General features: G+C 63.9%; 13 protein-coding genes. 5 read left to right on the top strand and 8 right to left on the bottom strand.

Annotated elements, in window-relative coordinates; all coding sequences use genetic code 11:
- Nucleotides 1–175 precede the first annotated feature (175 nt).
- From RTH46_RS10330 to RTH46_RS10315, 4 genes are all read right to left on the bottom strand, one after another.
- On the bottom strand, nucleotides 176–1,348 hold the full coding sequence (locus RTH46_RS10330; protein ID WP_316905619.1) for an MFS transporter: 1,173 nt from the start codon (nucleotides 1,346–1,348) through the stop codon (nucleotides 176–178).
- A gap of 93 nt (nucleotides 1,349–1,441) precedes the next feature.
- On the bottom strand, nucleotides 1,442–3,382 hold the full coding sequence (locus RTH46_RS10325) for a methyl-accepting chemotaxis protein (RefSeq protein WP_153787093.1): 1,941 nt from the start codon (nucleotides 3,380–3,382) through the stop codon (nucleotides 1,442–1,444).
- Nucleotides 3,383–3,545: 163 nt separating this feature from the next.
- Complete coding sequence (locus RTH46_RS10320; RefSeq protein WP_153787094.1) at nucleotides 3,546–3,992, bottom strand: hypothetical protein; 447 nt, start codon at nucleotides 3,990–3,992, stop codon at nucleotides 3,546–3,548.
- Nucleotides 3,993–3,995: 3 nt separating this feature from the next.
- On the bottom strand, nucleotides 3,996–4,280 hold the full coding sequence (locus RTH46_RS10315; RefSeq protein ID WP_316905618.1) for a hypothetical protein: 285 nt from the start codon (nucleotides 4,278–4,280) through the stop codon (nucleotides 3,996–3,998).
- Nucleotides 4,281–4,975: 695 nt separating this feature from the next.
- Between RTH46_RS10315 and RTH46_RS10310 the strand changes: the two genes are divergently transcribed.
- Nucleotides 4,976–5,179: a hypothetical protein gene (locus tag RTH46_RS10310; protein ID WP_316905617.1), complete on the top strand. Its 204-nt coding sequence runs from the start codon at nucleotides 4,976–4,978 to the stop codon at nucleotides 5,177–5,179.
- A 52-nt stretch (nucleotides 5,180–5,231) separates the two neighbouring features.
- Here RTH46_RS10310 and RTH46_RS10305 read toward each other — a convergent pair whose 3' ends face one another.
- Both RTH46_RS10305 and RTH46_RS10300 read right to left on the bottom strand, forming a co-directional pair.
- The gene (locus RTH46_RS10305; protein ID WP_153787097.1) at nucleotides 5,232–5,891 is read right to left on the bottom strand and encodes a hypothetical protein; all 660 of its coding nucleotides are present in this window, start codon (nucleotides 5,889–5,891) and stop codon (nucleotides 5,232–5,234) included.
- Nucleotides 5,892–5,987: 96 nt separating this feature from the next.
- Nucleotides 5,988–6,578: a biliverdin-producing heme oxygenase gene (locus RTH46_RS10300; protein WP_316905616.1), complete on the bottom strand. Its 591-nt coding sequence runs from the start codon at nucleotides 6,576–6,578 to the stop codon at nucleotides 5,988–5,990.
- A gap of 202 nt (nucleotides 6,579–6,780) precedes the next feature.
- Between RTH46_RS10300 and RTH46_RS10295 the strand changes: the two genes are divergently transcribed.
- A complete protein-coding gene (locus RTH46_RS10295) occupies nucleotides 6,781–7,785 on the top strand; it encodes a DUF1176 domain-containing protein (protein ID WP_316905615.1) in 1,005 nt (334 codons plus the stop codon).
- Nucleotides 7,786–7,798: 13 nt separating this feature from the next.
- Here the strand turns inward: RTH46_RS10295 and RTH46_RS10290 are convergent, their stop codons facing one another.
- Together RTH46_RS10290 and RTH46_RS10285 are read right to left on the bottom strand one after the other, a co-directional pair.
- Nucleotides 7,799–8,584 (bottom strand): sulfite exporter TauE/SafE family protein, encoded by a 786-nt coding sequence (locus RTH46_RS10290; RefSeq protein WP_316905614.1) that lies wholly within the window; start codon nucleotides 8,582–8,584, stop codon nucleotides 7,799–7,801.
- Nucleotides 8,585–9,014: 430 nt separating this feature from the next.
- Nucleotides 9,015–9,617 (bottom strand): helix-turn-helix domain-containing protein, encoded by a 603-nt coding sequence (locus RTH46_RS10285; protein ID WP_153787101.1) that lies wholly within the window; start codon nucleotides 9,615–9,617, stop codon nucleotides 9,015–9,017.
- A gap of 113 nt (nucleotides 9,618–9,730) precedes the next feature.
- Here RTH46_RS10285 and RTH46_RS10280 point away from each other — a divergent pair, with 113 nt between their 5' ends.
- The 3 genes from RTH46_RS10280 to RTH46_RS10270 are packed head-to-tail and all read left to right on the top strand — an operon-like array spanning nucleotide 9,731 to nucleotide 12,372.
- Entirely contained in the window at nucleotides 9,731–10,891 is a 1,161-nt protein-coding gene (locus RTH46_RS10280; RefSeq protein WP_316905613.1) for an FAD-dependent oxidoreductase, read from the top strand.
- A complete protein-coding gene (locus tag RTH46_RS10275; protein ID WP_316905612.1) occupies nucleotides 10,881–11,252 on the top strand; it encodes a RidA family protein in 372 nt (123 codons plus the stop codon). Before RTH46_RS10280 ends, RTH46_RS10275 begins: the two co-directional genes overlap by 11 nt.
- A gap of 55 nt (nucleotides 11,253–11,307) precedes the next feature.
- Nucleotides 11,308–12,372: a hypothetical protein gene (locus tag RTH46_RS10270; protein ID WP_316905611.1), complete on the top strand. Its 1,065-nt coding sequence runs from the start codon at nucleotides 11,308–11,310 to the stop codon at nucleotides 12,370–12,372.
- Nucleotides 12,373–12,612 lie beyond the last annotated feature (240 nt).

Raw genomic sequence — 12,612 nt, 5'->3', positions numbered from 1 at the left:
CGCCGGACCGGCCGGAAAGGGCTGCGAAGCGGCCCCGGTTTTTCAGCCAAGCAACAAAAAACGCCGGGGCTGCTCTGCAGCCCTTTCCGGCCGGTCCGGCGCCCCGGCAAGGCCGCTCCCACAGTGGACGTGCAAGCCTGTTTAGTGGGCTTGCTGGCGATTGGCCGCGAGGCCTTCAAAACTGACTCCGGCATCTCCACACCCCCGCCAAGGTGGCCAACGCAAAAGCCCCACCCACCAGAAACGTCGCCTGATACCCCAGCCAATCCCACAACCCTCCGGCCAGCACGCTGGCCACCAGCAGCGCCACCCCGGTCAGCAGGTTGAACAGCCCGAACGCTGTGCCGCGCAGGTCGGTTGGCGCGCTGTCGGCGATCAACGCGCCGAACACCCCTTGGCTGAAGCCCATGTGCAGCCCCCACAAACTCACGCCTAACGCCAATCCGGTCCAGCTCGGCAGCAGCGCCAGCGAGAGGTCGGCCAACACCAGCAAGCCCAGCCCGACCATTAGCACGCCGCGTCGCCCGAGCCGATCCGACAACACCCCGGCGGGGTAGGCCGACAGCGAGAACGCCAGCGCCATGGCCACCAGCACCGCTGGCGCCCACAACGCCGGCAGCCCCAGCGCCTGGCCACGCAGCAGCAGAAAAGCTTCACTGAAACGGGCCAGGGCAAAACATGTGGCAAGCAGGATCAGCCGCCAGTAGCCACGCCCCAGGCGTGCGAGTTCGGGCACTGCCAAGGGCCAGCGCACGGGCCTGGGCGCGACTGGGCCTTCGGGCTCGTGGACGAAGGCCACCAAAATGCAGACGGCCAGCGCGGCCGGTATCACGGCGACCCAGAACACCGTCTGGAAATGGCTCGCAGTCAGCCACATCAACAGGATGGCCAGCAGCGGCCCGATGAACGCGCCGACCGTATCCAGTGCCTGGCGCAGGCCGAATGCCGCCCCGCGCAATTCGGCAGGGGTAACGTCGGCAATCAAGGCATCACGCGGGGCGCCACGTATGCCTTTGCCGATGCGGTCGACAAAGCGCGCTGCAGTCAACCACTCAAGGCCCGAGGCCAGGGGGAACACGGGCTTGGTCATGGCCGCCAGGCCATAGCCGAGCACGGTGAGCAGCTTGCGTTTGCCCAATCGGTCGCTGAGGGCGCCGGAAAATACCTTGGTGATCGATGCCGTGGCTTCGGCGATACCTTCGATCAGCCCAACCGCCAGCACCGACGTGCCGAGTACGCCAACCATGTACAGCGGCAACAGGGCGTGGATCATCTCCGAAGAGATGTCCATGAACAGCGAGACGAAGCCCAAGGCCCAGACGCTGCGGGGGAGGGGTGGGTGGGGCATGGTGATCTCGCGCAGGGCTTCGAGATCACTGTAGACAATGCCGGCCCTTTCGCGGGGCAAGTCGCATCGGCTCACCGCCGCTCCCACGATGCCTTAAGACTTGAACCGCCCGACCAGACCGTTCAGTTCATCCGACAGCTGCGCCAGCCGCCCGGAGTCCGACTGCGCCGAGCTGGCCAGCCCTTCCACCAGCCGTGCTTCGTCGTAGATCTGCTGAATGTGCCGGTTGATCTCTTCGGCCACGCTGTGCTGCTCCTCGGCGGCGGCGGAAATTTGCAGGTTCTGATCGCGGATCTCGTTCACCGACACCTGGATGCCTTCGAAGCTGTCCCGCGCATGCTCGATCGACGACACGCTGGCGCGCGACAGGTCCAGGCAGCTTTCCATCTTCTGCGAGACTTCCTGGGTCTTGTCGCCGAGGGTATTGAGCAACTGGTCGATCTCGCCGGTGGAGTCGGCGGTGCGCTTGGCCAGTGCTCGTACTTCATCGGCGACCACGGCGAAACCGCGGCCCTGGTCACCGGCCCGTGCCGCTTCGATGGCGGCGTTCAGGGCCAGCAGGTTGGTCTGCTCGGCGATGGCACGGATGGTGCCGAGGATCTGGTTGATGCTGCGGCTGCCGGCCTCCAGTTCGACCATGGCCTGGGACGATTCGCTCAGGCGGCGGCCCAGGCGGTTGACGTTGTCGGTGGTCTGCTCGATCTGCTGCTTGCCCTCGGCCACGCGCCGATGGCCCTGTTCGGCGGCATCGGCGGCACTGCTGCAGGAGCGCGCCACTTCGTTGGCGGTGGCGACCATCTCGTTGAACGCAGTGGACACCAGCTCCACCGCCTCGCGCTGACGCCCAGCGGCTTCGTTCATGTCGTCGGCCATGGTGCTGTTGGCCTTCGAGGCCTGCTGCAGGTTGTTCGAGGCGGCGCCGATGCGCTGGATCAGCTGGCGGATGGCGGCCAGGAACTTGTTGAACCAACCGGCCAGTTCGGCGGTTTCGTCCTTGCCCTGGATCTGCAAGTCGCGGCGCAGGTCGCCTTCGCCTTCGGCGATCGACTGCAGGCCCAGGCTGACCTGGCCGATGGGCTTGACGATCACCCGCGAGAAGGCCGCCGCCACCAGGGCGAACACCAGCGCCAGCAGCACCACGATGACGGCGGTGACGTAGGTCATGCGCGTGGCCGCGGCCATCACTTCGTCGTATTCGATCAAGCCGATGAAGCGCCAGCCAAGGCCCGGGGAGGTCCATACGTTGGCCATGTAACGCACGCCATCGATCACCACCTCGGTGGAGCCTTGGGCGGTGGCGGCCAGCTGTGCGTAGGGCGCGCCGAGGTCCTTGAGCTGTTTGAAGCTGTGCGTGGCATCGCGCGGGTCGACCAGCACCGTGCCGTCCTCGATCAGCATCACGTAGCCGCTGTCGCCGAGCTTGATGCTCTTGACCAGCTCGGTGAGGTTTTTAAGTGAGACGCTGACCACGAACACGCCCTTGGCCTTGCCGGCGTCGTCGAGCAGTGCCCGGGCGGTGCCGACCAGGGCCACATCGTCCTTGTCGTAGTAGTAGGCGGCGGTGCGTACGGTCTTGTCCGGGCTGGCCATGGCGGCCTTGTACCAGGGGCGGGTGCGTGGGTCGTACTTGGCCAGTTGCGGGTCGTCCGGCCACTTGGCGTAGCTGCCGTCTTCCAGGCCGATGGACAGGATCGCCGCCGCCGGGTGGGTGGTGCCGTAGCGGGCGAAGGCGTCGATGACCTGCTGCGCGGCCGGCGGCATGGGCTGGCTGGCCGCATCGGCGGTTGTGTAGTTCTTCAGGGAGGTGACAGAGGTGTATACAGGATCTTTGGCCATTTGATCGACATTCTGCAGGGTGCCGTCGAAAAATTGCCGCATGTTGCCGTCGATCTGGCGGATTTCCCGGGTGCTGCCATCGAGGAACTGCTCCACCGCTTCACTGCGGATGTTCAGCACCGAAATGCCTCCGACCAGCGCCACCGGGATAAAAGCCACCAGTACGAAGGCCAGGACCAGCTTGTTCTTTATCTTCATGCGTGACGCCCATCCGTGAGAGTGAAGGTGCACATGGCCGTTTTATCTGGCTGATGGCCACTTGCTATCTTTGCTGTTCAGGTGGGTCGGAATATAAACCTTTGACGAAATATTCGTGTACAAAAAATCAAGTAATTGTTTTGATTTTTGAGTCAGGGCGGGGTCAGGCGAGGGTGTAGGGAATGATGTTGGCGGGTTGGCTGGCGAACAGCGGGCCGAGCATCCTGTGATCATCGGTCAGGATGAAATAGTCGGACGCCAACTGGATGAGTGAGTTGTCGGTGATACCGAAGCGCAGGAAAAGCTCGCCACAGCTGTCGGTATGGATGTCCGACTCGACCTGGCGGAATATCGCGAACAGCTGGCCGGCGGCGGCGAGGGCCGAATGGTAGGCGGGGCCGGTGAGGTCGATCAGGTTGGAGATTTCGGTGGCTATGTAGGGGGTGATGTGCACTTCGTCGTGCTCGGCGATGATCGCCAGGACCTTGCGGTAGTCCGCGTCAGCGAACTTCTTCAGGCGTTTTGACACCCGGATGAACCTGCCCCCTTCCAGGCTGCCGATTACCAGCAGCAGGAGCAGGTTGGTGTCGATGATCAGCTTCCTGGCCATTCATCACTCCTTGTTCCTGAATCCCTTGAACTTGCCGGTGGCTGCGTCGATTAGAAACACCTTGTGCTCGCGGCGGGTGCCCATGATCTTCGCCAGTTGGCGCAAGGGTGATGTGCTGTCGGCGTCGACGTTGAGGGGGGGCGGGTCGAGCTGGTAGCTGTAGGTGATGTGGTAAGTGCTCTCGTCGGGGGAGAGCAACGCTTCCTCGAGTTGCAGGTGCGTAGCGCTGACGACGAGCTTGCGCAGGTTTTCGGCGGCAATGCCGATGGCGTGATCGAACTCAATCATGATGGTTGCTCTTGTTGGATGCCTCGGGGCCAAGAGTGGGAGGCAGACAGGCTGTAGCGATGGATTCTGGCACATGGGAGCACGCAGCGCTGTGAGGGGAAGAGACTGCACGCTAGGGCGATATCCAGGCTGGAGCAAGCAGCAAGCTGTAAGTGCATGTTCCATTGAATGAAATCGTGATGATTACGTAAGTAATTGGATTTACGGAGAATTCTTAGGACTTTCCTTATTTCATGTAGGGCATTTCCCAAGCATGATTTTGCGGCCTTTCGGCGGTTGTTCTCGTCAGCCGGGCTCATTAGTCTCGCCGGGTCGTTGTCACTTCAGCGACCGGGTGTGCAAGCCCGCAGATGTAGTGCGAATACGCCGCTGTTCGTTCCAGGCGAATTCGCCCGCAAGCCACTAGATGGTGGCTGCGCGTGGGAGGTTTTCGGACCTGCCGGGTTCCTACATCTCGGTCTTGCACACCTGCGCGCAGCTGCCTCCAACTTTCCGGGTGCAAACGGATTCAGGCAGCTTTTCATGGCTATGTAGGAGTGCTTAACCATGCTGAAAATCGTGCCCGATCCACCCCGCACCTGGCTCCGGGAGGTTCACCGATGAACGATGCCCAAGCCGGAACCTCCCGGCCCCTTCCCCCGCGCCCAACCACGGCCCACGCCCGCTTTGGTACCTGCCACGAAGCCCACCCCCCGATGTTCTCGGTTCACGCCGGCATCGACGGCGAGGACGTGCTGGTCTGCGCCGTGGCGGCCTTGCAGGCGGCCTATGAAACCAACGCCCTGGCGCTGGAAAAGGCCAACGAACCGTTGCGCAGCCTGCTGGTGGCAACGGAGAACTCACTGGAAAAAGGATTGGCGCTGTCTTCGGCCGTGCTGGAGGGAATAGAACGCGGCTGATGCTTTTTCGGGAAGGCCGCAGGTGCGGCCTTCGTGGCAGTGCGCTGGCGGCTCAGATCGAACTGCGTGCGGCGCCCGTGGCCGGCAACGGCTGAGGCATCGGCTCGGTCACGGCCTGTGTGACCACCTGCGGCGCTACCTGCTCAGGCAGCTTTGGCCCGCTGGCCTGTTGGGCGTAGTGGCGGATCAGCTTCCACGTAATCAGCGCGCCGCCGGTCACGGCAATCAGCACGATCATCACCACCAGCGCGGCCTTGCGGTCATCCTTGCCCTGGAACAGCTTGCTGACCCGTTCGAACGCCGCAGGCATCGCATGGGTGGCGCGCTCCAGGCGCTGGGCGGTGGCGTAGACGTTCCACGCGGCAACGGCGATGTCGCTGAAGTTGCGCTGGCGCCAGGCGTTTTCCAGCGAGTGCACGCTGATGACCACGGCGCTGCCGATGGCCGGAATGATGATCAGCAGGTACCACAGGCTCTCGACGGCATCGAGGTATTCCTGGGGCAGCTGGCCGGTGGAATAGAAATACAAGGTCACCAGCAACAACAGCACCGAGCTGAAGCCAAGGGTGGCCTCGATGGCCCCGGCCCAGGCGAGCATGCGCATGGTGCCGCCGACGTAGCGGGCCTCATCCCAGATCAGGCCGACGGTGCGGCAGTTCCACCAGCTGATGGCAAGGTTGAGCACAGAGAGAAGGATGAGCATGAGCAGCATTGCCAGGAGACTCCTTTCAGTCGGCGTTGAAGGCAAGTGGCCATGATCGGGCATGGCCATCGGCAATGCAATTGTATGCGGCTGTTTCCGGGAGCCTCAGTTCGACAGGCGGAGCAATACCCGTCGTGCCTCGAGCCACTGCTCGAAACGCTCGAACGTGGCAACCGCGGCCTGTACCGAACAGGTCAGGGCGGCCGGTGGCAACGAGGCCTCTGCCAGGCGGGCGAGGAAGCAGCGCCAGTGCGTCCCGGTCAACGGCCCGTACACGTCGAAAAACGCAGCGCCGCTGTCGGCACCAACGCCCAGGCGCTCGGCCATGGCGCGTTTGAGCACCTGCCCGCCGAGTGTCGATCCTTCAAGCACGTACATCACCCCCAAGGCACTGGCCTCGCTGTCGATCAGCGGCAGGGCGCCGCACTGTGGCAGGGCATCGACCTGAGCTGCGTCGAGGCCTAGCGCCAACAGATCACGGGCAAGGGCCGGGGCCTTGTTGCGCTCGACGCCCTGGTAGCCGGCGAGAGCGGCTTCCAGCGGGGCATGGAAGCCGTAGTAGGCCTCGATCAGGCGCTGATAGGCCGGCAAGTCGAAGCCGTCGCTGAAAAACGGAAGACGCCGTTCAAGCCCCTTGTGGCAGGCTCGGGTGCCCTCGCGCAGGGCATTCAGCAAAGGGCTTGCAGGGTCGGACATGGGGGCGCTCTGGCAATCGGCAGCGCACGATAGTGCCAGCCCGTCCTCGGAAAAACCACTATTGGATCCATGTGCAGGGCGCTTGAACTGTGCGCTGCTTCTGCAATCATGGCGCGCCCCCAGAGCGGGGATCTCAATGGCATGACAGGAAGGCGGCATGATGCGCGCGACAACACGCAACGGATGGGCCCTGGGCCTTTTAATGGCAACCCCAGGCTTTGCTACCGCGGCCCCCGAAGCGGTACCGCTGTACCGCGAAATCAAGGACTGGGTGGTGGGCTGCGACAATACCCGATACTGCACGGCGACACTGGCCGACCCTGTTGACGGCATGCGTATCTCGATCTTGGTGCAGCGCGAGGCGGGGGCCGAGGGTGCGTTGCACCTGACCCTGATCGGCAGCACCAACTGGGCAGGCGAACCCTTGCTCGATGGCCAGGTGCTGGTGGCGCCGTGGCGCATTACGCGTGGGGCCGAGACGACACTGCAGGTCGATGGCAGCGATGCCTACGCGGTGCTGCGGCAGATGCGCAACGGCCAGACGCTGGTGGACGACACCCCGCACCAAGAGCGGCAGAGCTCGTTGAATGGCCTGAGCGCCGCCTTGCTGTTGATCGATTCGGTGCAAGGGCGAGTCGGCCACCCCAGTGCACTGGTTCGGCCGGACAATACCCTGGCCGATGACCAGTTGCCGGTGCCGGCCCAGCAAAAGGCGCCGGTTTTCGTGGCGCCGTCGCCATTGACCGAAGCCGAACAGGCCGGCATGTCTGCAGTGGTAATGGCCAAGGCCGCTGCCGAAGATCAGTTGAAGAATGAGTTCGATGTTGCGCCGCAACTTGAGCTCCATGCCCTGGACGACCAGCATGCGCTGGCTCTGCTGAGCTACAACTGCAACGACTTCCATTGCCTGTATGCGTTGTACCGCGTGTCGCGCAGCGCGCCTTACACACTGGGCCCGTTGCCCTTCGAGACCCCGGCAAGCCCGGTGCTCAACACGCAGATGCGCGACCACATCAGTTTCTGGGCGCAGAAGGGCGATCTGTACAGCTACGCCAAGGACGATTACCCCGGCGCCTGTGGTGTGCAGGAACACTGGCGGTACGACGGTCAGCGCATGCGTCTGACCAGCCTGGCTAGAATGGACCGCTGTGTCGATGTGTATGCCGATCATTGGCCGGTGCTATGGCGCACCCAGGACCAGGACTGACCCGCAAACGGGATCAGAACGCCAGTTTGTAGCCGATCAGCAGCAGCATGGCCGCCAGGCAAGGGCGCAGCACGCGATCCGAGATGCGCCCGGTGAGGTGGCTGCCCAAGTAGATGCCTGGCAACGAGCCCAGCAGCAGGTAGCCCAGCAGCGACCAGTCCATGTTGCCCATGCTGGCATGGCCCAGGCCGGCGACCAGGGTCAGCGGCACGGCGTGGGCGATTTCGGTGCCCACCAGGCGGCGGGTGACCAGGAACGGGTACAGCAGGAACAGGGCCACGGTACCCAGCGCGCCGGCGCCGATCGAGGTCAGGGTGACCATCACGCCGAGGATCACGCCGGTAACGACGGTGAGGATGTTGAGGGTGCGGTCGCTGAGGTGGTAGTGGTCACCGGCATGCTTGCTGGCAAAGGCCTGCAGGCGCGACTTGAACAGGATCGCCAGGGCGGTGAGGATCAGCACCACGGCCAGGCCTTGCTTGATCACGGCATTGAGTGCCGAGGTATCGGTGTGCAGGGTGCTGAGGAACCACAGGGTAAGCGCTGCGGCAGGCACGCTGCCCAGGCTCAGCCAGCCGGTGATCTTCCAGTCGATGTTCTTGTTGCGTCCGTGCACCCAGACGCCGCTGGCCTTGGTGATGGCGGCATACAACAGGTCGGTGCCCACGGCGGTGGCCGGGTTGATGCCGAACCACAGCAGGATCGGGGTCATCAACGAGCCGCCGCCAACGCCGGTCATGCCGACGATGAAGCCCACAACCAGTCCCGCAATGGTGAAACCGAAAGAACCTACATCCATACGCTACTCGACGCCCAGCTTGCCCGTGATCGGATGGAAGCCAGCATATAGATTTTTTTATAGCCAAATAGACTTGTTCGTTATTAGGTTATAACCGCGGTTGCCAGGCAACAGTCCTGTATCGCCTGCACTGGCCCCACATCGGCCTCAAGCCATGCGCGATCCCTGTGGGAGCGGGCTTGCCCGCGAACACCGGCGTAGCCGGTGCCATGCAACGCGTTGGCTGCTTCGCGGGTAAACCCGCTCCCACAAGCTAAAGGATCCGTCATTTCCACCATCAAGCACCCACCTCGACCGCATCGGCCTCAAGTCATGCGCGATCCCTGTGGGAGCGGGCTTGCCCGCGAACACCGGCGCAGCCGGTGCCATGCAATGCGTTGGCTGCTTCGCGGGTAAACCCGCTCCCACAGGATCTTCAATTGAGTACCGGTTAACGATCCGTCATCACCACCATCACCTGCGCATCCCCGCCATCCTCGCTTTCCGACAGGTAGATATGCCCCACCTGGCTGTCGAAGTAGGCGGTTTGCTGCGGGCCGATGCTCACCGCCTCGCCGGTCTCGAACTCGATGCGCACGCGCCCGCTGAGCACCATGGCGAACTCCTGCCCCGGATGGCGGATAAAATCGTCGAACTGCCCGCGTTCTCGGGCAATGATGCGGGCATAGGCCGGGGTCATGCGTCGTTCCGGGAAGGCACCGGCAATCGGGTAGTAGTCGTAGGTGCCGGTGGAGTAACCGGCCACCTCGGCCAGTGAATCAACCACCACGGTGGCGGGCTGTGGTGCGCTCGCCGGGCCGCTGGCGCGAAACAGCTGGGCGATGTCGAGGTTCAGGGCGCGGGCGGCGGCGGCCAGTTTCTCGTAGCTCACCGAGACCTGCGCCAACTCCATCTTCGACAGTGTCGACACCGGCACCCCGCTAAGCTCGGACAGCTGCTTGAGCGTCATCTGCCGTGCCTTGCGCACCTGGCGCAGGCGTGCGCCGACTTCGTCGCGGTCAAGCTGGGGGCGGGCGGCAGGGGTGTCGGACATCAGGGCTCTCGAACGGGCGGTGGGCTGCGCATCTTACCTTGGACGCTTGCGCAATCCGAAATTCTCATATATTAGAATTCTCACAAATGATAATTTATGCGGCGAGAGCGTAGATGACACAGATCCATGACACCCTGATCATCGGTGCCGGCATTGCCGGTGCCTCACTGGGCTACCGCCTGGCCGGGCAGCAGCGGGTACTGATGCTCGAGCGCGAGGCGCAGCCGGGCTACCACGCCACCGGGCGTTCGGCGGCCATGTTCATGGAGGCCTACGGTACCCCGCAGATCCAGGCCCTGACCCGCGCCAGCCGGGCGTTCTACGAGCAGCCACCGGCTGGTTTCTGCGAGCATGAATTGCTGGAGCCGCGCGGCTGTCTGTATGTCGCCAGCCACCAACAGCGTGACCTGCTCGACGCCACCTACGCCCAGAACCAGGCCAACGGCACCACCGTCTGCTTGCTCGATGCCGACGCGGCGGTGGCACTGGTGCCCAGCTTGCGTGGCGAGCTGCTGGCCGGAGCGGTGCATGAAACCGGTGCCATGGACCTCGACGTGCACGCCCTGCACCAGGGCTTCCTGCGCGGGTTCCGCCAGGCCGGTGGTGAGTTGCGCTGCAACGCCGAACTGGTTCGGGCGCAGTATGTGAGCGGCCTCTGGCAGGTCGAACTGGCCGATGGCAGTCAGCTGCAGGCACGCCAACTGGTCAATGCCGCCGGCGCCTGGGCCGACCGCGTGGCCGCGCAGTGCGGGGTCGATACCATCGGCCTGCAGCCCTGCAGGCGCAGCGCGTTCACCTTCCCTGGCCCGGCACAGCACGATTTCGCCCGCTGGCCTGCAGTCATCGGTGTCGACGAAAGCTTCTATTTCAAGCCCGATGCCGGCCAACTGCTGGGGTCACCGGCCAACGCCGACCCGGTCGAGCCCCAGGATGCCGCCCCCGAAGAACTCGACCTGGCCCTGGGCATCTTCAACATCGAAGCCATCACCACCCTCGAAATCCGTCGGCCCAGCCACAGCTGGGCAGGCTTGCGTTCGTTCGTAGCCGACGGCGACCTGGTGATCGGTTTCGATCCGCAGCAGCCGGCGTTCTTCTGGCTGGCCGCCCAGGGCGGCTACGGTATCCAGTCCGCCGCCGGGGCCTCGCGGCTGGCGGCGGACCTGCTGCAAGGCCTGCCCTTGTGCTCAAGCCTCACCCGGCAAGGGGTCGAGCCTGCGCGCCTGTCCCCGGCACGTTTCAACCCAACCATCCAAGGAGATTGCCATGAGCAATGACATTCAGCGTTTTCCCAGCAGCCTGCCGTTTCCGTTTTCCCGCGCGGTAAAAGCGGGTGGTTTCCTGTTCCTTTCCGGGCAGATCCCCATGAGCCCCGCTGGCGAGGTGGTGAAGGGCGATATCCAGGCCCAGACCCGCGCCGCCTGTGAGCGTATCCAGGAAAGCCTGGAGGCCTGCGGTGCACGGCTCGACCAAGTGGTGAAGGCCACCGTATGGCTGTCTGACATGAGCCATTTCGCCGGTTTCAACGAGGTGTACAAGGAGTTCTTCGGTGCGGCGCTGCCGGTGCGGTCCACCGTGGCTTCGGCGTTGGCGCTGGGGGTGGATGTGGAAATCGAAGTGCAGGCGTACGTCGGGTAGGGCCACGCCGATTCGCGGCCTCACCAACACACAACAATAAGAACCAGAGGTGCACATGCAAGAACAGCTGAAAATCGCTGGCGCATTCGTCGGCGTGATCGTGGGGGCGGGCTTTGCGTCCGGGCGGGAACTGATGCTGTTCTTCGTCGATTTCGGCATCTGGGGCATGCTCGGCGCAGTGGTCAGCGCCGCGCTGTTCACCTTCCTCGGCATGGCCCTGGCAGGGCTGGGCAACCGCCTGCAGGCGACGTCGCACAAGCAGGTGATCCAGGCCATTTGCGGCCGGCACCTGGGCCTGCTGGTCGACTGGATGATCACCTTCTTCATGTTCGGCGTAATGGTGGTCATGCTCGCGGGGGGCGGGGCGTTGCTGGAGCAGCAGTTCGGCGTGCCGGCCCTGGCGGGCAGCGTGCTGGTCACGGTGCTGGTGGTGGCCATCGTCTGCCTGGACGTGCAGAAGGTGATGGTCGCCATTGGCGCGATCACCCCCTTGCTGATCCTGGTGGCCTCGGCCATCGCGCTGTACGCGGTGTTTACCCGCGACCAGAGCTTCGCCGCCCTCGACCAGCTGGCCAGCCAGCAGCAACCCGGTGCCAGCCATTGGCTGCTGGGGGCGTTCCTGTATGTGTCCTACAACATCGTGGCCGGCGCGCCCATCCTGGCGATCCTCGGTGGTTCGGCGAGCAGCCGCCGCAGCGCGGTGGTCGGTGGCTTGCTCGGCGGCGCAGCCCTGGGCGGGCTGATGCTGGTGATGAGTGCCGGCATGCTGTCGCGCCTGGACAGCGTCGCCGAACTGCCCATGCCGATGCTGTCGATCGCCAACGAGCTGTCACCGCTGCTGGGGCTGGTGATGTGCCTGATCATCTTCGGGATGATCGTCAACACGGCGGTGGGCACGCTGTTCTCGTTCCTTTCGCGGCTGCTGCCAGCGGGTACGGCGAAGTTCCGCGGCGGGGCGGTGGTGGCGGGTGTGGTGGGGTTCGTGTGCAGCCTGGTGGGCTTCATCAGCCTGGTGGGGCAGGTGTATCCGCTGTTTGGCTACCTGGGTTTGGTGCTGATGGCGGCGGTGCTGGTGGGGTGGGTGAAGCGCGGCAAGAGCAGGAGTGCGGCGGTGGCGTGAAGGGCCATCGCGGGTCAAGCCCGCTCCTACGCTTTTTGGGGAGTGGGCTTGACCCGCGATAGGCATCGCATCAGATGCGCAAAGATGGTGCTGGTGATATCGGAGACGTACATCCCTTTGTGCAGGCGTTTTCCCTATGTCTTGGATGATCCAGGACTTGTTCGACCATGGCCAATCATCTGCAGCACTCAGGCTCAATAAACAAAGCGTTCCGCGAAGGCCGGATATTTCAGAAGCGCC

This window comes from Pseudomonas sp. zfem004 (assembly GCF_032621715.1).
GTDB classification, from domain to species: Bacteria; Pseudomonadota; Gammaproteobacteria; order Pseudomonadales; family Pseudomonadaceae; genus Aquipseudomonas; species Aquipseudomonas sichuanensis.
This window is presented reverse-complemented; position numbering and strand designations above follow the sequence as displayed.

Bases quoted from the DNA above. Each gene is read 5' to 3' on its own strand.
- RTH46_RS10330 (WP_316905619.1), bottom strand. From the start codon at position 1,348: ATGCCCCACCCACCCCTCCCCCGCAGCGTCTGGGCCTTGGGCTTCGTC.
- RTH46_RS10325 (WP_153787093.1), bottom strand. From the start codon at position 3,382: ATGAAGATAAAGAACAAGCTGGTCCTGGCCTTCGTACTGGTGGCTTTT.
- RTH46_RS10320 (WP_153787094.1), bottom strand. From the start codon at position 3,992: ATGGCCAGGAAGCTGATCATCGACACCAACCTGCTCCTGCTGCTGGTA.
- RTH46_RS10315 (WP_316905618.1), bottom strand. From the start codon at position 4,280: ATGATTGAGTTCGATCACGCCATCGGCATTGCCGCCGAAAACCTGCGC.
- RTH46_RS10310 (WP_316905617.1), top strand. From the start codon at position 4,976: ATGTTCTCGGTTCACGCCGGCATCGACGGCGAGGACGTGCTGGTCTGC.
- RTH46_RS10305 (WP_153787097.1), bottom strand. From the start codon at position 5,891: ATGCTGCTCATGCTCATCCTTCTCTCTGTGCTCAACCTTGCCATCAGC.
- RTH46_RS10300 (WP_316905616.1), bottom strand. From the start codon at position 6,578: ATGTCCGACCCTGCAAGCCCTTTGCTGAATGCCCTGCGCGAGGGCACC.
- RTH46_RS10295 (WP_316905615.1), top strand. From the start codon at position 6,781: ATGGCAACCCCAGGCTTTGCTACCGCGGCCCCCGAAGCGGTACCGCTG.
- RTH46_RS10290 (WP_316905614.1), bottom strand. From the start codon at position 8,584: ATGGATGTAGGTTCTTTCGGTTTCACCATTGCGGGACTGGTTGTGGGC.
- RTH46_RS10285 (WP_153787101.1), bottom strand. From the start codon at position 9,617: ATGTCCGACACCCCTGCCGCCCGCCCCCAGCTTGACCGCGACGAAGTC.
- RTH46_RS10280 (WP_316905613.1), top strand. From the start codon at position 9,731: ATGACACAGATCCATGACACCCTGATCATCGGTGCCGGCATTGCCGGT.
- RTH46_RS10275 (WP_316905612.1), top strand. From the start codon at position 10,881: ATGAGCAATGACATTCAGCGTTTTCCCAGCAGCCTGCCGTTTCCGTTT.
- RTH46_RS10270 (WP_316905611.1), top strand. From the start codon at position 11,308: ATGCAAGAACAGCTGAAAATCGCTGGCGCATTCGTCGGCGTGATCGTG.